The organism is Candidatus Krumholzibacteriia bacterium (genome assembly GCA_035268685.1).
Classification (GTDB): domain Bacteria; phylum Krumholzibacteriota; class Krumholzibacteriia; order JAJRXK01; family JAJRXK01; genus JAJRXK01.
Genome location: DATFKK010000180.1, coordinates 26,165 through 45,845, shown reverse-complemented (window position 1 = coordinate 45,845; position 19,681 = coordinate 26,165). Strand labels below are relative to the sequence as shown.

General features: G+C 68.3%; 19 protein-coding genes. 11 read left to right on the top strand and 8 right to left on the bottom strand.

The window, feature by feature from the left end:
• Window positions 1-75: 75 nt before the first annotated feature.
• From VKA86_17470 to VKA86_17460, 3 genes are read left to right on the top strand one after another with little or no spacing between them, the layout of a single operon-like run.
• Entirely contained in the window at window positions 76-702 is a 627-nt protein-coding gene (locus VKA86_17470; protein ID HKK72994.1) for a hypothetical protein, read from the top strand.
• Window positions 699-902: a hypothetical protein gene (locus VKA86_17465; GenBank protein ID HKK72993.1), complete on the top strand. Its 204-nt coding sequence runs from the start codon at window positions 699-701 to the stop codon at window positions 900-902. The genes VKA86_17470 and VKA86_17465 overlap by 4 nt, the downstream gene beginning before the upstream one ends.
• A complete protein-coding gene (locus VKA86_17460) occupies window positions 899-2,179 on the top strand; it encodes a mechanosensitive ion channel domain-containing protein (protein HKK72992.1) in 1,281 nt (426 codons plus the stop codon). Before VKA86_17465 ends, VKA86_17460 begins: the two co-directional genes overlap by 4 nt.
• Here VKA86_17460 and VKA86_17455 read toward each other — a convergent pair.
• The 6 genes from VKA86_17455 to VKA86_17430 form a co-directional block, all read right to left on the bottom strand.
• Window positions 2,176-2,679, bottom strand: a complete 504-nt coding sequence (locus VKA86_17455; protein ID HKK72991.1) for a hypothetical protein — start codon at window positions 2,677-2,679, stop codon at window positions 2,176-2,178. The genes VKA86_17460 and VKA86_17455 overlap by 4 nt on opposite strands.
• The gene (locus VKA86_17450) at window positions 2,679-5,462 is read right to left on the bottom strand and encodes a PilC/PilY family type IV pilus protein (GenBank protein ID HKK72990.1); all 2,784 of its coding nucleotides are present in this window, start codon (window positions 5,460-5,462) and stop codon (window positions 2,679-2,681) included. Before VKA86_17450 ends, VKA86_17455 begins: the two co-directional genes overlap by 1 nt.
• Before the next feature lie 9 nt (window positions 5,463-5,471).
• Window positions 5,472-5,957 (bottom strand): hypothetical protein, encoded by a 486-nt coding sequence (locus tag VKA86_17445; GenBank protein HKK72989.1) that lies wholly within the window; start codon window positions 5,955-5,957, stop codon window positions 5,472-5,474.
• A gap of 22 nt (window positions 5,958-5,979) precedes the next feature.
• Complete coding sequence (locus VKA86_17440; GenBank protein HKK72988.1) at window positions 5,980-6,573, bottom strand: prepilin-type N-terminal cleavage/methylation domain-containing protein; 594 nt, start codon at window positions 6,571-6,573, stop codon at window positions 5,980-5,982.
• A gap of 12 nt (window positions 6,574-6,585) precedes the next feature.
• Window positions 6,586-6,978 carry a type II secretion system protein gene (locus tag VKA86_17435; protein HKK72987.1) on the bottom strand — a complete coding sequence of 131 codons (393 nt, stop codon included), beginning with the start codon at window positions 6,976-6,978 and terminating at the stop codon, window positions 6,586-6,588.
• Between the two features lie 175 nt (window positions 6,979-7,153).
• Window positions 7,154-7,663: a C40 family peptidase gene (locus VKA86_17430; protein ID HKK72986.1), complete on the bottom strand. Its 510-nt coding sequence runs from the start codon at window positions 7,661-7,663 to the stop codon at window positions 7,154-7,156.
• Between the two features lie 324 nt (window positions 7,664-7,987).
• On the opposite strand from VKA86_17430, the gene VKA86_17425 reads away from it, so the two are divergent.
• The 3 genes from VKA86_17425 to VKA86_17415 are packed head-to-tail and all read left to right on the top strand — an operon-like array spanning window position 7,988 to window position 11,435.
• The gene (locus VKA86_17425; protein HKK72985.1) at window positions 7,988-8,776 is read left to right on the top strand and encodes a succinate dehydrogenase cytochrome b subunit; all 789 of its coding nucleotides are present in this window, start codon (window positions 7,988-7,990) and stop codon (window positions 8,774-8,776) included.
• A complete protein-coding gene (locus tag VKA86_17420) occupies window positions 8,767-10,680 on the top strand; it encodes a fumarate reductase/succinate dehydrogenase flavoprotein subunit (protein ID HKK72984.1) in 1,914 nt (637 codons plus the stop codon). The genes VKA86_17425 and VKA86_17420 overlap by 10 nt, the downstream gene beginning before the upstream one ends.
• Window positions 10,680-11,435, top strand: a complete 756-nt coding sequence (locus VKA86_17415; protein ID HKK72983.1) for a succinate dehydrogenase/fumarate reductase iron-sulfur subunit — start codon at window positions 10,680-10,682, stop codon at window positions 11,433-11,435. Before VKA86_17420 ends, VKA86_17415 begins: the two co-directional genes overlap by 1 nt.
• 58 nt (window positions 11,436-11,493) lie before the next feature.
• Here VKA86_17415 and tyrA read toward each other — a convergent pair whose 3' ends face one another.
• Window positions 11,494-12,624, bottom strand: a complete 1,131-nt coding sequence (gene tyrA / locus VKA86_17410; GenBank protein HKK72982.1) for a bifunctional chorismate mutase/prephenate dehydrogenase — start codon at window positions 12,622-12,624, stop codon at window positions 11,494-11,496.
• A 192-nt stretch (window positions 12,625-12,816) separates the two neighbouring features.
• Between tyrA and VKA86_17405 the strand changes: the two genes are divergently transcribed.
• Together VKA86_17405 and VKA86_17400 are read left to right on the top strand one after the other, a co-directional pair.
• Window positions 12,817-13,533 carry a Bax inhibitor-1/YccA family protein gene (locus VKA86_17405; protein HKK72981.1) on the top strand — a complete coding sequence of 239 codons (717 nt, stop codon included), beginning with the start codon at window positions 12,817-12,819 and terminating at the stop codon, window positions 13,531-13,533.
• On the top strand, window positions 13,520-13,987 hold the full coding sequence (locus tag VKA86_17400) for a YaiI/YqxD family protein (GenBank protein ID HKK72980.1): 468 nt from the start codon (window positions 13,520-13,522) through the stop codon (window positions 13,985-13,987). Before VKA86_17405 ends, VKA86_17400 begins: the two co-directional genes overlap by 14 nt.
• Window positions 13,988-14,045: 58 nt before the next feature.
• Here the strand turns inward: VKA86_17400 and VKA86_17395 are convergent, their stop codons facing one another.
• A complete protein-coding gene (locus VKA86_17395; GenBank protein ID HKK72979.1) occupies window positions 14,046-14,858 on the bottom strand; it encodes a VOC family protein in 813 nt (270 codons plus the stop codon).
• A 123-nt stretch (window positions 14,859-14,981) separates the two neighbouring features.
• On the opposite strand from VKA86_17395, the gene VKA86_17390 reads away from it, so the two are divergent.
• From VKA86_17390 to VKA86_17380, 3 genes are all read left to right on the top strand, one after another.
• Window positions 14,982-17,744, top strand: coding sequence for a serine/threonine-protein kinase (locus VKA86_17390; GenBank protein ID HKK72978.1), 2,763 nt, complete (start codon window positions 14,982-14,984; stop codon window positions 17,742-17,744).
• The gene (locus VKA86_17385) at window positions 17,741-18,319 is read left to right on the top strand and encodes a sigma-70 family RNA polymerase sigma factor (GenBank protein ID HKK72977.1); all 579 of its coding nucleotides are present in this window, start codon (window positions 17,741-17,743) and stop codon (window positions 18,317-18,319) included. Before VKA86_17390 ends, VKA86_17385 begins: the two co-directional genes overlap by 4 nt.
• 115 nt (window positions 18,320-18,434) lie before the next feature.
• Window positions 18,435-19,601 carry a hypothetical protein gene (locus tag VKA86_17380; protein ID HKK72976.1) on the top strand — a complete coding sequence of 389 codons (1,167 nt, stop codon included), beginning with the start codon at window positions 18,435-18,437 and terminating at the stop codon, window positions 19,599-19,601.
• Window positions 19,602-19,681: the final 80 nt, after the last annotated feature.

The window sequence follows — 19,681 nt, the reverse complement described above, 5'->3', positions numbered from 1 at the left end:
CTGGCCGCGCTCCGTGGCTGCCGCTATGCTCCGCCGGACCCCTGATCTCGGTGCCCCCCAGCCCCAGGAGACTCCGTGCAGGCCAATGGCTCCGCACCGCGTCCGACACCGCTGCGTCCGGCCGACGTCCGGAACCTCCCCGGACCGCGGCGCGTCGACGCCGTACGCAAGGCCCTGCGGGCCGGAGAGATCGATCCCACGGCGGTCGCCAGGGATCTCGACGACTGGATCGCACTCTACCGCCGAGACGTGCAGGGCCCGCTGCGCGTGCTGCTGATCGAGGCACTCGAACCGATCGACGACCCGCGCGTGACCGATCTGCTCGAGGACGCACTCGACGACCGCGCCGACGGCGTGCGCCTCGAGGCTCTGCGGCTCCTGCTGGACCGTGACCCCGAACGCACCCGGGAGCTGACCACCGCCCACGTCGAGGACGAGGGCCTCGAGGTCCGGTTGCTGGCGGCCGAACGACTGCACGCGATCGACCCCGAACGGGCCGTGCAGGCCATGCTGGACACCGTGCGACGTGAGGCCCACGGTTTCCGCGAGGCCCACGCCCTCGACCGCGTGGTGGAATTCCTCGTCGACGACGTGGGCGATCCGGCGGTCGTTCCCGCCCTGCGGGAGCTGCACGGCGAGGTCGAGGACACCGAGGACATGATCGAGTGGGCGATCGAGACGCTGCAGGACACGTCGCGTTGAACGCGGCGGTCGAGCCCGGACTGTGCGCCACCTGTGTTCACCGTCGACGCATCGTGAGCGGCCGCGGCTCCGAGTTCGTGCTCTGCGAGCGGGCCCTGTCCGATCCGGCCTTCCCCCGCTATCCCCAGCTCCCGGTGCGGATCTGCCCGGGCCACGAACAACAGCGCCCCGGCGCTCCCGAAGAGGACCCTGAGCGATGATGGAACTGCTCGCCGACTGGCTCGGCGCCCGCGGGCTCGACCCGGCCTACGTGCCGATCGTCGCGACCTCGATCGCGGCCGCGGTCGTGATCCTGGTCGCGGTCTTCGTCGACCGCATCGCGCGGCGACTGATCCTGCGCGGAATCGAGCGCGTGGTGAAGAAGACGCGCGGGACCTGGGACGACTCCTTCTTCGATCGACGCGTGTTCCACTGGATCTCGCGACTCGTGCCCGCGCTCTTCGTCAACATCGTCGCTCCGGCCGCCTTCGGAGCCTACCCGGTCGTCGTCGACGTGGTCGAGACGGTGTCCCTGCTGTACATGGGGTTGGTCGCGGTCTTCGCCATCAGCGCAGCTCTCGACGCGATCCTGGACATCTACGGTCGGACCCAGCTCTCGCGCCGCGTGCCGATCAAACCCTTCGTCCAGGTGGTCAAGGGCCTGGTGGTGTTCGCGCTGATCATCAGCGCCGTCGCCATGCTGATCGGCAAGTCGCCCGCGGTCCTCCTGTCCGGACTCGGCGCCTTCACCGCCGTACTCCTGCTGATCTTCCGCGATCCCATCCTCGGGCTCGCTGCGGGTATCCAGCTCATCAGCAACAACATGGTGCGCAAGGGCGACTGGATCAGCGTGCCGAAGTACGGCGCCGACGGTGACGTGACCGACGTCTCACTGACCACCGTCAGCGTGCAGAACTGGGACAAGACGATCTCTTCGATCCCCACCTACTCGTTGCTCACCGACACCTTCAAGAACTGGCGGGGCATGCACGAGTCGGGGGGTCGGCGGATCAAGCGCGCGATCCACATCGACATGTCGAGCGTGCGTTTCGTCGACGAGGCCCTCATGGAGCAGATGCGGCGCGTCCAGTTCCTGCGTGAGTACCTCGATCAGAAGATGGAGGAGATCCGCACCTACAATCGCGAGCACGGGATCGACGAGAGCAGTCCGGCCAACGGTCGTCGCATGACCAACGTGGGAACCTTCCGTGCCTACCTGGAGCACTACCTGCGGGAGCACCCCATGGTGCATCCGCAACTCACCTTCCTCGTGCGGCAGCTCGCCCCCACTCCGCAAGGGTTGCCCATCGAGATCTACGTGTTCAGTCGCGATCAGGCGTGGGCGAACTACGAAGCGATCCAGGCCGACATCTTCGATCACGTGATCGCGGTGACTCCGCTCTTCGACCTGCGCGTCTTCCAGGAACCGAGCGGTTCGGACCTGCGCGCCCTGGCCGCGGGAAGCGGGAGCGGCCAGGACGCGTCCCCGAGCGCCTAGCTCGGGGCGTCCTCGGTCAGTTCTCCGAATCCGGGCTGGTCGGGACTCGGGATCTTGAACTGCTCGGGGTCGGGCCGTGGCTCGTCGAGCAACGAGTCCAGGTCGAGCCTCGTGTCGACCCGCGGCTCCTCTCCGGTGAGGATCATGAGGGTCACCTCGACCCCGCGCGCCGTACGACGACCGTAGACCGTCGCCGTCCGGTTGCGCAGACTCGAGGGCTCCAGGCTCCGGCTGCGATCGCTCACGCCCGGAAAGAAGCTGGTCCGGGAGGTGAAGACGAGTTCCTGGCCGTCCAGGGTGTAGCCCCCACGGGTGTGCTGCACCTCGCCCTGCAGGCGCACCGCGTCCACCCGGGGCGTCTTGCGTTCGCGCTGCAGCTTCTGCACCGACGACCGCTCGCCCTCCTCCGGCCGGCGGCCCTGGGCCGACGCGTCGAAGGGCAGGGCCAGAACGAGCGCCGCGAATCCGATCGCGGTGACGCGTAGCATGCGACTGTTCATCAGTCTTCCCCTCCGGCTTGTGGCTGGAGCGCGGCGTCGTAGCGCTCGCGCCAGGCTCGGACCATCACCTTCTGCGGCGCGGCCGAGAGTTCCTCGATGGTCAGGCGGGCGTCGCTGGTCTGGACGATCAGTTCCTCGCCGGCCAGATTGACGACCGGACGGGAGGCGACGCCGGTGCCCAGACTCTCGGACCGCGACTCGTCGTCGATGTCCCCGTCCTCGTCCTCGTCGATCGGCTCCCCACCGCGCATGTCGACGCGGTACAGCCAGCTGTTCCCGCCGGCGTCGCAGGGCTCGGTGCTCGGCGCGAAGCTGGTGAAGTAGACCACGCCCTCGAGCGCGACCGCGGGTTCGGTCACGCGCTCGCCGGTGCCGTTCTCCAGCCACAGGTACCAGCCGTCCGTGATCTCGGCATCGCCGACGTCGTTCGTGCGGTCCTCGAGCGAGGACGGGGTGAGCGTGGATCCGGAACCGTCGTCCTTCAGCGCCACGAAACGCTGCGAGCCCGTGGTCGCGAAGTCCGCGACCTCGACGAATCGCCCCGTCCCGAACATCACGTTCACGGTCTGTTCCTCGTCGATCACCACGATCGGCCGCGCCGAGATGGGCTCGTTACCGGCGTAGATCTTCGAACGACTCCACGATCCCGCCTGCGAGATGTCGAAGCGCCACAGATTGCCCGCCATGTCGCCCTGGTAGACGACGTCGGCGTAGCCGTCGAAGTCCGCGTCGAAGGCCGCCGGCGCCGTCGCCGCGTTCGTCGAACCGATCGAGCTGAGCTGCGCGTCCCAGAGCACGTCGCCGGTGGCGAGTTCGACCACCGAGAACCGGGCAGCGCCACCCGTGTCGGGGCCGCTGCCGGCCCACAGCACGGGCCCCTCGTTCGTGTGTACGAGCACCGGCTCGGTGAACGACGACCGCATACTCGGGATCCGGGTCTCCCACAGCACGTCGGGAGCCCACGGCTGCGTCACGTCGAGGGCGAAGTAGCTGTCGCCGCCCGTGCGCTGCCCGCCCAGGAGGACGGTCCGCCAGTGACCCCCGACGTAGACGTCGTAGGCGCGCGGACTGAGATCCACGTAGGACTGATGGCAGTAGGACGGATCCGCGAGCTGCTCCAGCTTGTGCAGGGTGGCCTGCGGGAGGAAGGCCCACATCTCCTCGCCGGTCTCGGCGTGGAAGGCGTGCAGCATTCCGTCGTTGGCCCCCACGTACACCACCGGGGTGCGGCCCTCGTTGTCCGACGCGAAGGAGTGGTAGTCGAGATCCGAGTCGAAGCCGACGGGAGGTCCCACGACGACCGGCGTCGAATAGACGAGGTCGCCGAGCTTCCAGTCGTTGCGGTCACGAAGACCCGAGACGTCCTCGCCGCGGACGTACTCGATCACCTCGTCCACGTATCCCTGATCGTAGTTCGGACCGTAGGTGCGATCGTCCGAGTCGAAGTCGGCGTCGGTGTCGACTCCGTAACCGTCCTCGCGATCCCATCCCGTCCCGGGTCCGTCGGGTGCGATGAAGTGGCCCAGGTCCCCGCCGATACCGGTGGAGAACTCCACGAGGGTGTCGTCGAACTGCGTGAACAGGATGCGCGAGTGCGACGGCCGGTCGCGCAGCAGGCGGCCGGCCTCCCATACGGGTTCGTCACCATCGTCGTAGGGAAGGTCGAAGGCCTCGAGATAGCCGTGCCACTGCCCGGGCAGGAACTTGCCCCGGTACAGACGATCGTCGGTTCCGGTCTCCGTCGACACCACGGCCACCGCCGCACCCGACGAGATCCGATTGACGATGTCGCCGACGACGGTCCCGAGCTCCTGGATCAAGGTGTCCAGGTTCCAGGCCAGGCGATACAGCCCGTCGCCGTTGTCGGCGGTGTCGGCGAGCAACGGAGCATCGACACCGAATCCAATCGTGTAGGTGTTGACGACCTGCTCGCCCTCGAGGTCGGAACGCATGTCGTTGTTGGCCATGTAGTACGCCACGTCGTCCAGGTAGTCCGTGCAGTCGGCGTTGCCCATGTGGGGCGCCCCGACCGAGGCACAGGTGCCGGGCTCGTTGCCGTCGCCGTCCTGGTCGCCGATGAAGGCAGGAATGTCCGTGTCCTTGGTCGGAATTCCGTCGGTCACGAAGATCACGAAGTTCTTCTGGCACTCGAAGCGGATCGGCCCGGACGAATCCTGGAAGTACTCCATGACCGAGAGGAGCGCCTCGGCCGACGGCGTCCACGAGTCGGCCGCCATGGTGTCGACCTCGTGCTCGAGGGTCGCAAGGTCAGCACCGCACTCGGCCTCGATCCGGCCCCCGTCGGTGTAGTTGAACCGGGCGATCCCGTACCGCAGTCCGCTCGCCGCATTGATCACCTGTTTGACCGCGGTGTTCGCGACCATCTGACGGGTCACGCGTGGAGCCTCGTCCCTCTGGTCGTCGGTCGCGTGGTAGAACAGCCAGTTCAGGTAGTTGCCCATGTACCGCCCGTCGTGACCATGGAGGCCGTCGACGAGATAGACCGAATTCCCGTTGAAGTTGTACCAACCATCGCTGCTGACGTAGTACATCGTGGTCGGGTTGAAGTTGTCGGCGTACACGACACTCGCGTCGTAGTCCTCGTGCCACATGACCTCGTTCATCGAACCCGAATTGTCGACGAGGATCATGACGTTCGGGGCCACGGCGATCTGCTGGGCGATCATCGGAATGTCGCAACCAACTGCGCGGGCACGGTCGACCTCCACCGCCGAAGCAGCGACGAGGACCAGGAGGACGACCAGGGTGTGACGGGTTCTCATGGGCACCTCCTAGTAACTGGACCGGAACAGACGATGGGCGATGACGCTCACCGAACCACGACCCTCGACCCCGGCTTCGCCGTCGGCGTCCACCTGGTAGATGTGATCCTGGTAACCGCCGACACTGTATCCGGGACGGGGCCGGACCCACCGTCGACCGGGATTCACCGGATCCTCCATGTGCTGCACGGTGAATCCGAAGGACTGGCCCGAGTGGTTCACGAAGCCGCCGGCGTTCTCCGCCCTGACCACGTAGTCTCCCGCGCCGAGATCCTTCGGCGAGCGGTCGAGGGTCAGGAGCCAGGCCGAGGCCGCCTCCGTCCCCGAGTCCGCGGCCATGAGAGAGTTGTTGTGGACGAGGTCGTTGAAGGTCGTCCGTCGCTCGTTCACGGCGATGCTCGCTGCGATCATGCCGAACAGGGCCAGCAGGCTCAGCGCGAGCATCGTGGCGACGAGGCTGAACCCTCGGTCCTCGCGGTGCATTCGCGTGGTCATCGGGCGCTCTCCTCCACGGGGGTCAGACTCCGGGATCGTCGTTGCGGAGTAGGATGGTCACGAAGCGATCGCGCTCGACGCCGTCGTCGATGCGCACGTTCACGAACAGCTGCACGGCACGAACCGCCGATCGATCATCACGATCGAGGGGAAAGGTGTCGAGTTCGTCGCCGTTGGCGTCGAGATAGTTCATCCCGAAGAAGGTGATGTCGCGTGCAATGGGGAACTCGCCGGTCGCGGTCCGACGCACGAGCTCCTCGTCGTCGCGGTTCCAGTACCAGGTGACGTCCTCCGGCGGCTCCGCCCCGACGTCGATCATCCCGTTGCCGTCCAGATCGGAGAGCACACGGATCGTGTCCGACTCGGCCACCGCGATGCGCTCGAACGGCAGCTCCGCCGGGCTGGCTCCGGCTCCCCGGATGTCCTGGGTCATCAGGCCGAGAGCCACCCGGGCCTCGGCCTGGCTGTCGACCGCCTGGCGCGTGTCGTAGAAGCTGTTCTGGGTGGAGAAGAACACGTTGAAGACGATCGCGGCGGCGACCGAGGACAGCGTCAAACCGACCAGGAGCTCGGTCAGGGTGAACCCGGCATCGGCACGTGGGCGCTCGGCCTTCATCCTCGACTCCTCTCAACGCATGGCCGACTGCATGGCGGCCATGGTCACGTCGCGTGTCCCGCCGGGAGCCGGCCACTCCACCCGCACGGCGACTTCGCGCAGGAAGGGGTTGGTACTGTCCGGAACGGCGGTCGTGACCACCGTGTAGTCGTCGACCACCAGTGTCTCCGGCACGGCGGCGGCGAAGCCATCGAGCTTGATCAACTCGAGCTGCGAAACCGCGAGTTCGGTCGCCCGCGACATCCGGTCGGCCTGCGCCACTTCGCGACGCGACGAGAACTGGATCGCTGCCATCGGGATCATCGCGATCCCCACGATCGTGAAGACGATCAGCATTTCCACGACGCTGAAGCCGGTCCGGTCGTCGATCACCAGACTGCGCAGGCGGCGGAACATGGCTTCCATGGGTCGGGTCCTCCCGGGGCGAGACTCACCCCGGAACAGCAGAGGCCGTGCCCATCGGCTTCGACGCCGCCCTCGGGAAGCACGGGGAACGGTCGGACACCGCAGACGTCCGATCGGTCCCGGGTCCGGTCTCGCGAAGCGCGAATCGGGCCTCGGGGACGCAGCGTCTCGCGAGTCAGCGCCGCAGAACGCGTCGGCCGCCGACGAACCGGTCGGCGAACCAGCGCGTGGCCAGCTGTTCGACGACGACGCCGCGGCTCGAACTGGCGTGGATGAATCGGCCGCCGCCGATCCAGATCCCGACGTGCCCGACGCTCCCTCCGGATCCGGCGAAGAGCACGAGGTCGCCGGCTCGCAGGTCGGGGCGACCGACGTGGTAGCCGGCCGCGGCCTGCGCGGCGGCGGTGCGGGGCATGGAGACCCCGGCGGCTCCGAAGGAGCGGACGACCAGGCCCGAGCAGTCGATCCCGCCCGTGTCGTCGCCGCCGTAACGGTAGGGTGCGCCCAGGAATGTCCGGGCACTCTCGACCACCACCCGGCCGAACTCTGGAACGTCGCGGGGCGCGCTCCCCGTGGCGGACACGGGATCGGGCTGCGGAGCCGGCGCGACGGTCCCGCGCGGCGGTGACGCGCAGGCCGCGAGGACGGCGAGGGCCAGCAGGAACGCGGGACGGATCCGAGTCATGGGACGGAGATCCCGGCTGGAGTGGTGCGGACGGGTCGACCGTTCGTCGTGGCGAGCAAACCACGCGCCGACGGCTCTGTCACGCCCCGGCCCCCTCGGCGTACCGGCGGCAGGTGACGACACAAGTTGTTGACATCATGGAAGTTCGGTGGAACGCTGCGCGGTCGGCCGCTCCCGGAGAGGGCAAGTCCGTGCAACTTCATTAGATAGTTGGACGGCTCGGTGCGCGGACGGACCCGTCCGGCCCCCTCCGTCCCCCGGGCAGCCCCCCGGAGCAGCCCCCGGAGCATCGAACGGACCCCTACGTCTCGAGCGGGAGTGAACATGCGCCGCGTTCTGACGCTCTACAGCACCACCATTGGCAAGAAGATCGTGATGGCCGTCACGGGAATCCTGCTGGTCGGCTTCGTGCTGGGACACATGATCGGCAACCTCAAGCTCTACATGGAGCCCCACCACGGAGACTACGCGCTGGACCACTACGGCCACGCGCTCCGCTCCTTCGGCGAGCCGTTCTTCGGCGAGTACCAGTTCCTGTGGCTGGTCCGGGGGATCCTCCTGCTGGCGGTGATCCTCCACATCTGGTCGGCCATCAGCCTCAAGTCGCTGAGCAATCGCGCCCGGCCCCAGGGCTACGCGAAGTCGGCCTACCAGGAGTCGACCATCGCCTCGCGCACGATGATCTGGGGCGGGATCCTCCTCGCCGTGTTCATCGTCTTCCACATCCTGCACTTCACCACCGGGACCATCTCGCCCGGGATGGACTTCCAGTACGGCGAGGTGCACATGAACGTCACCCAGGGCTTCGGGGTCTGGTGGGTGGCCGCCTTCTACGCGATCGCCATGGTCGCCCTGGGCATGCACCTCTACCACGGCGTGTGGAGCATGCTGCAGACCCTCGGCGCCAACCACCCGCGCTACAACCACTGGCGCAAGCGCCTGGCCGTGGGCCTGGCCGTGGTGATCGCCGTCGCGAACATCTCGTTCCCGGTGGCCGTGCTGACCGGAGCCGTCGAGCGCACCGAGACCGGTGATCCGCAGACCGTCGAGGCGCCTGCGTCCGAGTCCGCCGAGCTCGCGAACAAGTCCCAGGAGGTCGAGGCATGGAACTGAACGCACGCACCCCCGAAGGCCCCCTCGCCGACAAGTGGGACAAGCATCGCTTCGACGTGAAGCTGGTGAACCCCGCGAACAAGCGGAAGTACGAGGTGATCGTGGTCGGCACTGGCCTGGCCGGTGCCAGCGCCGCGGCCACGCTCAGCGAGCTGGGCTACGACGTGAAGGCCTTCTGTTACCAGGACTCCGCCCGGCGGGCGCACTCGATCGCGGCCCAGGGCGGAATCAACGCTGCGAAGAACTACCAGAACGACGGCGACAGCATCTGGCGCCTGTTCTACGACACCATCAAGGGCGGGGACTTCCGTTCGCGCGAGGCGAACGTCTACCGTCTCGCCCAGGTCAGCGTGAACATCATCGACCAATGCGTGGCCCAGGGCGTGCCCTTCGCCCGGGAGTACGGCGGCTTGCTGGCCAATCGCTCGTTCGGCGGGGCGCAGGTCTCTCGCACCTTCTACGCTCGCGGCCAGACGGGTCAGCAGCTGCTGCTGGGTGCCTACCAGGCCCTGCAGAAGCAGGTGTCGGCGGGCAAGGTGAAGATGTATCCGCGCCACGAGATGCTGGATCTCGTGATGGTCGACGGACAGGCCCGCGGCATCGTCACCCGCGACCTGATCAGCGGGAAGATCGAATCGCACGCCGCGCACGCGGTGATCCTGGCCACCGGCGGCTACGGCAACGTCTACTTCCTGTCGACGAACGCCATGAACTGCAACGTCACGGCGGCCTATCGCGCCTACAAGAAGGGGGCGGCCTTCGCGAACCCCTGTTTCACGCAGATCCATCCGACCTGCATCCCGGTCAGTGGCGAGTACCAGAGCAAGCTCACCCTCATGAGCGAGTCCCTGCGCAACGACGGCCGTGTCTGGGTGCCGAAGAAGGTCGGCGACACACGCCACCCGAACGAGATCCCCGAGGACGAGCGCGACTACTACCTCGAGCGCAAGTATCCCAGCTTCGGAAACCTCAGTCCGCGTGACATCGCCTCGCGCAGCGCCAAGGAGGTCTGCGACGAGGGCCGGGGGGTCGGGGCGACGGGCTACGGCGTCTACCTCGATTTCCGCGACTCCATCGATCGCCTGGGCCGCAAGGCGATCGAAGAGCGCTACGGAAACCTCTTCGACATGTACCAGCGCATCACCGACGAGAACCCCTACGAGGTCCCGATGCGCATCTACCCGGCCGTGCACTACACCATGGGCGGCCTGTGGGTGGACTACAACCTCATGACCACGATCCCCGGCCTGTACGCCCTGGGTGAAGCGAACTTCAGCGACCACGGCGCCAACCGTCTCGGCGCGAGTGCTCTCATGCAGGGCCTGGCCGACGGTTACTTCGTGATCCCCTACACGATCGGCGACTACCTGGCCGGGGTACCGCGCGAGCCCGTCGACACCGACGCGCCGGAATTCGCAGAGACCGAGCGTCAGGTCGCCGAACGGAACCAGCAGCTGCTCGACGTGAACGGTTCGCGGACGGTCGACAGCTTCCACAAGGAGCTGGGCCAGATCATGTGGGACAAGTGCGGCATGGCCCGCAACAAGGAGGGCCTGGAGTGGGCCCTGCAACGCATCCCCGAGCTCCGCGAGGAGTTCTGGCGCGACGTCAAGGTCCTGGGCAAGGGCGAGACGGTGAACCAGTCGCTGGAGAAAGCCGGCCGCGTGGCCGACTTCATGGAGTTCGGCGAGCTCATGTGCCTGGACGCCCTGGACCGCGAGGAGAGCTGCGGCGGTCACTTCCGCGAGGAGCACCAGACCGACGACGGCGAGGCCAAGCGCAACGACGACGACTACGCCTACGTCTCCGCCTGGGAGTTCCAGGGCGTGAGCGAGACGCCAACGCTGCACAAGGAATGGCTGGAATTCGAGAACGTCGAACTCGCAACCCGGAGCTACAAGTGATGAAGCTGAAGTTGCACATCTGGCGTCAGGACGGCCCCGGAGCACCCGGGAAGTTCCACGACTACCAGCTCGACGACGTCTCGCCCGACATGTCCTTCCTCGAGATGCTCGACGTCCTCAACGAGGACCTGCAGGAGCGGGGCGAGGAACCGGTCACCTTCGACCACGACTGCCGCGAGGGAATCTGCGGAACCTGTGGCATGGTGATCAACGGATCGCCGCACGGGCCGAAGAAGATGACGACCACGTGCCAACTCCACATGCGCTCGTTCTCCGACGGCGACGAACTCTGGATCGAGCCGTGGCGGGCATCGGCGTTCCCCGTGGTCCGGGACCTCATGGTCGACCGCTCGTCCTTCGATCGCATCATCGAGGCCGGGGGCTACGTGTCGGTGAACACCGGTGGCGTCGTCGACGCCAACGCGATCCCGATCCAGAAGCCGGTGGCCGACCGCGCCTTCGACGCCGCCACCTGCATCGGCTGTGGAGCCTGCGTGGCGGCCTGCCCCAACGCGTCGGCCAGCCTGTTCACCGCGGCCAAGGTCGCACACCTGGGGATGCTGCCCCAGGGCCAACCCGAACGTCTTCAGCGCGGCCAGGAAATGGTCACGCAGATGGACGACGAAGGTTTCGGCCACTGCACGAACCACGGCGAGTGCGAAGCCGCCTGCCCGAAGGGCATCAGCGTGGACTTCATCGCCCTGATGAACCGAGACCTCGCCCGGGGCGTCACCAGGCAGCCGATCGAACACTGATCGACCCCCCGGTTCCGAGCGAGATCGGGGCCCGGTGCGTCCGCACCGGGCCCTTCGTTCATCCGGTGGAGGGATCCCTCGCGTCGTGGGCCTTGCGCAGCAGGTCACCGCACTCGTGGAAGAGGCGCTCGGCCCGCTCCCCGAAATGACGCTGCACCCCCTCGAAGCGTTCGATCACCCTCTCCCGACGCTCGTCCTCGAGATCGGCGCTCACCTCGTCGAAGACCTGCCGGTAGGTCGCGGCCAGCTCGGGGAGCTCGGCCGACGAGAGCATGATGTCGGTGTACAACTCGGGGTTCTGGGCGAAGAGTCGCCCGACCATTCCGAGTTCCAGGCGGTAGATGGGTGAGCTCAGCCGCAGGAGTTCGTCGAGGTCGGCGTCGATCTCCTCGAGGAAGGCCCCGTAGACGAGCGTCGTGAAGTGCCGCATGGCCTGCACCGTGGCCATCGCCCGGTCGTGACCCGCCGGCGTCTCCTCGCGCAGGGCCGCCCCCCAGAGCACGAACTGGTCGAGCAACCAGCGGCACCGATCGGAAGACCGGCCCTCGCAGACCACCACCACCTGCTTCGCGAGACTCCGCACGTCGGGACCGAACATGGGGTGGAGGCCGACCACCGGTCCGGCATGCGCGTCCAGCATCGCGCGCAGGGGCTCGCTCTTGACGCTCGTCACGTCGGCCAGCACGCAGTCGCCCGGCAGCGGCGGGAGATCGCCGACGACTCCGACCGTCCGATCGATGGGGACACTCACCAGGACGAGCTGCGCACCGTCACAGACTTCCGACGCCCGGGACCAGTCTCCCTTCTCGAGGTCACGGACGGTGTAGCCGGAACGGCGGAAGAGACCCCCGAGGCAGCGGCCCAGGGCACCGGCACCCCCCACCACCACCACCGGCCGCTCCGGGTCACCGGTGGCCGGGAATCGGTTCTCCTGCGCGGAGTACGAATCCCGGATCATGCGCCGGAGGAGGTCCTCCACCAGATCGGGATCCAACCCCCGTTCACGGGCACGTCGGCGACGCTCGCCGAAGAGAGCGGCCTCGCGCTCGGGGACATAGAGGGGCAGGCCGAGTTCTCGCTTGGTCTCGCCGACCCGTTCGGTCAGCCTGGCCCTGTCGGCCAGGATCTCGATCAGGCCACCGTCGACACGATCGATCTCCGCCCGCAGGCGATCGAGTTCGTCGCTCACGACTCCGAGGTCTCCTCCGGGGGGTGGGGCCAAGCTGCACCGGAAGGCGGACGGCGGCAAGGGCAACGGCAGCCCCGCCGTACTTGCACTATCTTCGGATCTCTTCCCCCGAATCGAGTCCAGGAGGTCCCGACCGTGGCCAGCACCGCTCTCCGTTCCGGCAATCCCGTCCTCGGCGATCGCACCTTCGACGTGCCCGCGTCCGCGGCCGACGAACGGATGACGATCTCCGGAACGGTCAACAAGTCCTTCCTCCTGCTGGCACTGGTGCTGCTCACGGCGAACTTCACGTGGTCGAAGTTCGACGCCTCCTCCCAGGAATCGATCGCGCGCACCCTGCCGCAGGTGCAGCCCTGGATGATCGGCGGGATCATCGGCGGACTGGTGACCGCACTGGCCACGGTGTTCAAGAAGCACTGGGCCATGTACACCGCGCCGGCCTACGCTCTCTTCCAGGGGCTGGCACTGGGTGGGATCTCGGCGATCTTCGAAGCACAGTTCCCCGGCATCGTGATCCAGGCCGTCGGGCTCACGTTCGGAACCGCACTCTGCCTGCTGCTCGCCTACCGTTCGGGCTTGATCCGGGCCACCGAGAACTTCAAGCTCGGCGTCGCCGCCGCCACGGGCGGCATCTTCGTGATCTACATGGTGTCCTTCGTGCTCGGCTTCTTCGGCACCTCGATCCCCTTCATCCACGAGAGCGGGATCATCGGGATCGGCTTCAGCCTGTTCGTCGTGGTGATCGCCGCGCTGAATCTCGTGCTCGACTTCGACTTCATCGAGACCGGGGCCGAGCGCGGTGCCCCGAAGTTCCTGGAGTGGTACGGCGCCTTCGGGCTCATGGTCACGTTGATCTGGTTGTACCTCGAGATGCTCCGGCTGTTGGCGAAGCTCCGTGGCCGCGAGTGAGTTCACGATCTGGGCCGACGCCGACGCCCTGCCCGGAGCGATCCGCGACATCCTGTTCCGGGCCGCCGAGCGGACGCACCACCCGTTGGTGCTGGTGGCCAACAAGCGCCTGCGGGTGCCGTCGTCGCGCTACGTGCGCCTGCAACAGGTGAACCCGGGGGCCGACGTCGCCGACGGGCACATCGTCCGGTCCATGCGCTCCGGGGATCTCGTGGTGACCGCCGACATCCCGCTGGCCGACGCGGTCGTGAAGAGGGGCGGGATCGCGCTCGACCCCCGCGGCGAGATCTACGACGAAGCGAGCATCGGCGAGCGTCTGGCCGTCCGGAACCTGATGAAGGAACTGCGCGAGGACGGCCTCGCCACGGGAGGACCGCCGCCGTTGGACGCCCGGGCGAAACAGGACTTCGCCAACGCCCTCGACCGGCTGCTGCGCTCGCTCGATCGCGACTGAAGGTCGAACCACGGCGGGCGGATCCCGGGGACGGCCCACCACGCCGGGGAGCCGAGACTCAGTCCTGCTGGTACAACGTGAGGACCGCCCCGACCGGGTCGGCGACGACGGCGTAGCGATCCCTGCCATGCGTCCGCGTGGTGACGACCACGCGCCCCCCGAGTTCGGCGGCTCGCCGCAGGCTGGCTTCGAGGTCGGCCACCCGCACGTAGGACATCCACACGGGCGGCACCTCCGCGTTCTCGCCACGCGCGTGGCACACGCCGGCCACCTGCTCACCGCTCGCCGCGACGAGGCCGAAGTCGTCGTAGTCGCCCATGCTCACGGGCTCGGACTTCCACCCCACCACCGCGGCGTAGAAGTCGCGCAGGGCCGGTGCGTCGTCCACGGTGAGGTCGTGCCAGACGAAGGCGCCGATCCGCGGGTCCGGCTGGCGACGATAGGTGGCCTCGAAGGCGAGGGGAAGGTCCTTGGGGTCGGTCCCGACGAAGGTCCGGGTCTTCATCACGTCCGGCTCGGAATAGTCCTGCTCGATCCGCTGGAAGCGGCCGTCGACGTCGGCGCGGACGTCGAGCACGCCGTCGCGGAACCGTCCCCGGAACACCACGGTCTTCGACACGGCCGACATCCAGTGCATGGACACGTCCTCCTCGTCGCGGGACGAGGGGATGACCACGATGTGGCCCTCGAGCGCGATCTCTCCCGCGCGTCGGTGCACGTACTCCGAGGCCGTTCCGTTCCCGCCGAGAACCGGTGTACACACCGAGCGCCCTTCGGCCTCGATACGCTCGGGCACGCCCGGGCCGGGGTGGAGGATCTCGGAGCCCTCCCAGGTTCCGTGGGTGACGGTCAGATCGATGGGTTCACGCATGGGAGGCCTTTCCGGGATCGAAGGGCGATTCCTTGGAGTGCACCGGCTATCCTACACCCACCCACCGGTTCGTGACACGGACGTCCCGTGGGATCTCCGGAGCGATTGCGATATACTCGACCCATGAGCGAACCCTCGATGCCGAACGACTGGGCACGGGTCGAAGCGATCTTCGACGAGGCCCACGAACTGCCCCCCGACGCGCGCGCGCCCTTCCTCGACCGCGCCTGCGCGGGCGACGCCGGGCTCCGCGCCGAGGTCGAGGCGCTGCTCGAGGCGGCCGACCGCCCGGGTGTGCTGGATCGCCCGCTCGAGGAGGTCGCGGGCGCGATCGCCGTCGAGGCCACAGGACCTCCCGACACCGGCGCCGCCCTCGGCCGGCGCGTCGGTCCGTGGCGTCTGGTCGACGACGTCGGGGCCGGCGGTATGGGCCGCGTCTTCCTGGCCGAGCGGGTCGAGGGTGGGTTCGAACAGCGCGCGGCGCTCAAGGTCCTGCGCTGGGAACTGGCCACGCCCCAGCTCGTCGATCGCTTCGGACGCGAACGCCAGATCCTCGCCCGCCTCGAGTCTCCCGCCATCGCGCGACTGATCGACGGCGGTCTGACCGAGGACGGCCTGCCCTACCTCGCGATGGAGTACGTCGAGGGCGAGCCCATCGACGACCACTGCCGGACCAGCGGCGCCGGTCTCGACCGGCGCCTCGATCTGTTCGTGGACGTGGCCGAGGCGGTCGACACCGCCCACCGCAATCTGGTCGTCCACCGCGACCTCAAGCCCTCGAACATCCTCGTCGACCACGACGGTCGGGTACGGCTGCTGGACTTCGGCGTGGCGAGCCTCGTCGACGAGACCTCGCCCGACGGCCGCCTCACCCACACCCGCCTGGGTCCGGCGACGCCGTCGTGTGCAGCTCCCGAGCAGCTGACCGGCGGTGCGATCACCACCGCCACCGACGTGTGGGCCCTGGGGGTCCTCCTCTACGAGCTGCTCACCGACGAGCACCCCTTCGACCTGGACGGTCCGACGCACGAGATCACCGCCCGTGTCCTCGGCGCCGAGATCGTCGCGCCCAGCCGGCGCGTCGGCGGGGACACACGGCGCCGCCTGCGCGGAGACCTGGACAACATCGTCGGCCGGGCCCTGGCCCGGGAACCGTCGGAGCGCTACGGGTCGGTCTCGCGACTCGTCGACGACGTGCAGCGCCACCGCGCCGGGCTTCCCGTGTCGGCCCGCGCGGCCACGTGGCGCTACCGGACCGCGAAGGCCATCGGCCGTCACCGTCGCGCCGTGACCGCGGCCGCCCTCCTGATCGTGATGATCGCTTCCCTGAACGGATTCCACACCTGGCGTCTGGCGCAGGAACGTGACCGCGCCCGCGCCGAACAGCGCAAGGCCGAAGAGGTGACCGCCTTCGTCCAGTCCATGTTCGAGAGCAACGATCCGGTGCAATCGCAGGGCGAAGAGATCAGCGCGCGGGAACTCCTCGATCGCGGTGCCGAACGGATCGAGACCGAGCTCATCGACCAGCCTGCCGTCGCGGGCGAGATGCACCACGTGGTCGGGCAACTGTACACGAAGCTCGGGGCCTATCCCTCGGCCCGGGACCACCTGGAGCAGGCAGCGGAACTCCGCCGCCAGGCGCTGGGTCGGCACTCGATTCCCCTGGCCGAGAGCCTCGATCAGCTCGGGACGGTGCGTCAGACCCTCGACGACCTCGACGGCGCGATCGAGGCGCAGACCGAAGCCATGGCGATCCGGCGACGCCATCCCGACGATGCCGTGGGGCTGGCCCGCTCGCTCAACGAGCTGGGCCTCACGCTGGCGTACCGTGGCGACTACGACGAGGCCGAGCGTCACCTGCGCGAGGCCTACGAACTGCACACCGTGGCTTCGGGACCCACCGCCGCCGCGACCGCGACCGCACTCGGGAACCTGGGCCTGGCCATCAAGTGGAACGGCGACTTCGACCGGGCCGAACCGATCTACCGGCAGGTGTTGGCGATCCGTGAGACGGACCCCGGACGGATGAGTCCGGAATACGCGGTCTCGCTCGACAACCTGGGCGTGCTCCTGGGCCAACGGGGAGACTACGAGGAGTCGGAGGAATGCTTCCGCGAAGCCCTGCGGATCCGCCGCCGGATCCTGGGCGAGGAACACCCCGACGTGGCCATGAACCTGAACAACCTGGCCACACTGTTCCGGGTCCAGGGTCGTCTCGACGTGGCGGAACCGATCTACCGCGAGGTCCTCGCGTTGAACCGGCGGATCCACGGGGACGGCCACCGAACCGTCGCCACGAATCTGCACAATCTGGCATCGGTGCTCACGGCTCGCGGTGACCACGCCGGGGCCGATTCGTGCCTGACCGCGGTCCTGGACATCCGGCGCCGCGTCTTCGGCGACGACCACATCGAGGTCGCCATGGCCCGGAACGAACTGGTGAACGTGCTGCTCCCGCTCGGAGACCTCGAACGCGCCGACGACGAATCGGCCGCGGCCGTTCGCACCGCCGGCGCGACCGTCGGGGAGAACAGCGCCGAGCTGGCGAGCGCCCTGGCGAACCGCGGGCGCGTGCTCCTGGAACTCGACCGACCACGGGAGGCCCGCCCCCTCCTCGAACGCTCGCTGGTCGCTCGCCGCGCGACCCTCGCCGCCGACCACTGGGAGACCGGAGCCTCGGCCGCACTGCTGGGCGAGTGCCTGTTGCGTCTGGGTGAAGCCACGGCCGAGTCCCTGTTGACCGAGGGCTACGACATTCTGCGTGCCGCGCGCGGCGAGGACTTCGCGTTCACCGGCCGGGTCCGCACCGTGCTCCGTGATCACTACCGCGCGACCGGGAGAGTCGAGGCAGCCCGCTCCCTCGACCCGACACACGGCGAACGATGACCGGCCGAACCCCGCCCCCCGACGTCACGTCCCTCCTGCACCGCCTGCAGGGCGGAGATCCCGACGCCCTCGACGCCCTGATGCCGGTCGTCTACGACGAACTCCGCCACATCGCCCGGCGGCACCTGCGCGGACAGGCGACCGGCCACACCCTGCAGACGACGGCGCTGGTCCACGAGGCCTTCCTCCGCCTGGCCCGCGGCCGGGAATCGGGATGGAACGACCGCGTGCACTTCTACGCCGTCGCCGCCACGGCCATGCGTCAGGTTCTCGTCGATCACGCCCGACGCCGTGGATCGGGCAAGCGCGGGGGCGATCGGGAACGCGTGGTGCTCGCCACCGGGGATCTGGGCGTCGATTCGCAGGCGGACCTCGTGGTCGAGATCGACGACGCCCTGCAGAAGCTGTCGGACCTCGACCCCCGTCTGACCCGCGTGGTCGAGTGCCGGTTCTTCGCCGGCATGAACGAGTCGGAGACCGCCGCCGCGCTCGGCGTGACCGACCGCACGGTTCGCCGCGACTGGGTCAAGGCCCGCGCCTGGCTCCATCGCGAACTGGATGCCGGATCCGACTGATCGCCCGTCGCAGCGACCGGAGTTCACCGGGGTCGATCTGGGGGTCTTCCCCCCGTGGTTCCACGTCGTCCGGGCCCTAGCATCGGTCGATGCACACGAACCCCGGAGGCGCGACATGCCGACTCCCGACACTCGCCGAGATCTCATCCGTGCACTGCGCGACGCGCCCCCCCGTCGCTGGCGCGTCTCGCTGTTCATGCCGACGCACCGTACGGGCAATCAGGTCCGACAGGACCCGATCCGTTTCGGCAACCTGGTCGACGAAGCCGAGCGGCAGATCCGTGCCTGCGAGGACGACGGTCTGCCCCGTGCGTTCGAAGCCATGCTCCGGCCGGCCCGCGATCTCGTGGGCGACCAGGACTTCTGGAACCGTCAGAACGGTGGCCTGGCGGTCTTCCTCGACCCCGACGGCATGGAGATGATCCAGGTCCCCGACGAACTCACCGAACGCTGTGTGGTGAACGAGCGCTACCACGTGAAACCCTTGCTGCCCCGTCTGACGGGGAACGCCGAGTACTTCGTCCTCACCCTGAGTCGCAACGACGTCCGTCTCCTCGGCTGCACCCGGGACACCGTCGAGGTCCTTCCACAGGGCGAGATCCCGTCGAGTCTCGAGGAAGCCCTGGGTCGCGAGGTCGAACACGAGTCCCTGCAGGGACACATCGTCCACCGGCAGGGAGGACCCGGGCAACTCACCTTCCACGGACACGGCAAGGGCGACGACGACCGTGCCGAGGAATTGCTGTCGTTCCTCCAGAAGGTCGATGCCGCGGTCTCGGACAGGATCGCCTCGCAGTCGGGTCCCGTCGTGCTGGCGGGGACCGATGCGGTGACCTCGGTCTATCGGAGGAACAGTCGTCTCGCCGAACGTATCGTCGAGCGAACGGTCACGGGCAGCCCCGACGACCACAACCCCGTCGAGCTGCACGACCGCTCGTGGCCGATCGTCGAAGCCACGCTCGACGGACCCTTCGAGCGCGCACGCTCCGAGCATGCACGCCTGGCGGGTACGGGCCTGACCGCCGACCAGCTGGAGGAAGTCCTCGCCGCCGTGTCGGAGGGAAGGGTGCGGACGCTCATGGTCGCGATCGACGACGAGCGCTGGGGACGGATGGATCCCGAGACGCAGGTCGTCGAGGTGCACGAGCGCCAGTACCCCGGCGACGAGGACCTCGTCGACCGGGCCGCGGTGCTGGGCCGGGCCCGCGGCGCCGACGTGGTCTACACGGTGACCGCGGACATGCCGGGCCGTCGTCCGCTGGCCGCCGTCCTCCACGGCTGAACGAGACGATCGACACGCAGCCCGGCGGCGATCCCCGAGGCGCGCCGCCGGGCTCCTCCCCATGCGGGGTGGGGGTCGCC

Coding starts and splice junctions, on each gene's coding strand:
- VKA86_17430 (HKK72986.1), bottom strand. CDS start 7,663: ATGACTCGGATCCGTCCCGCGTTCCTGCTGGCCCTCGCCGTCCTCGCG.
- VKA86_17395 (HKK72979.1), bottom strand. CDS start 14,858: ATGCGTGAACCCATCGATCTGACCGTCACCCACGGAACCTGGGAGGGC.
- VKA86_17440 (HKK72988.1), bottom strand. CDS start 6,573: ATGAAGGCCGAGCGCCCACGTGCCGATGCCGGGTTCACCCTGACCGAG.
- VKA86_17450 (HKK72990.1), bottom strand. CDS start 5,462: ATGAGAACCCGTCACACCCTGGTCGTCCTCCTGGTCCTCGTCGCTGCT.
- VKA86_17425 (HKK72985.1), top strand. CDS start 7,988: ATGCGCCGCGTTCTGACGCTCTACAGCACCACCATTGGCAAGAAGATC.
- VKA86_17460 (HKK72992.1), top strand. CDS start 899: ATGATGGAACTGCTCGCCGACTGGCTCGGCGCCCGCGGGCTCGACCCG.
- VKA86_17420 (HKK72984.1), top strand. CDS start 8,767: ATGGAACTGAACGCACGCACCCCCGAAGGCCCCCTCGCCGACAAGTGG.
- VKA86_17455 (HKK72991.1), bottom strand. CDS start 2,679: ATGAACAGTCGCATGCTACGCGTCACCGCGATCGGATTCGCGGCGCTC.
- VKA86_17415 (HKK72983.1), top strand. CDS start 10,680: ATGAAGCTGAAGTTGCACATCTGGCGTCAGGACGGCCCCGGAGCACCC.
- VKA86_17435 (HKK72987.1), bottom strand. CDS start 6,978: ATGGAAGCCATGTTCCGCCGCCTGCGCAGTCTGGTGATCGACGACCGG.
- VKA86_17385 (HKK72977.1), top strand. CDS start 17,741: ATGACCGGCCGAACCCCGCCCCCCGACGTCACGTCCCTCCTGCACCGC.
- VKA86_17390 (HKK72978.1), top strand. CDS start 14,982: ATGAGCGAACCCTCGATGCCGAACGACTGGGCACGGGTCGAAGCGATC.
- VKA86_17380 (HKK72976.1), top strand. CDS start 18,435: ATGCCGACTCCCGACACTCGCCGAGATCTCATCCGTGCACTGCGCGAC.
- VKA86_17445 (HKK72989.1), bottom strand. CDS start 5,957: ATGACCACGCGAATGCACCGCGAGGACCGAGGGTTCAGCCTCGTCGCC.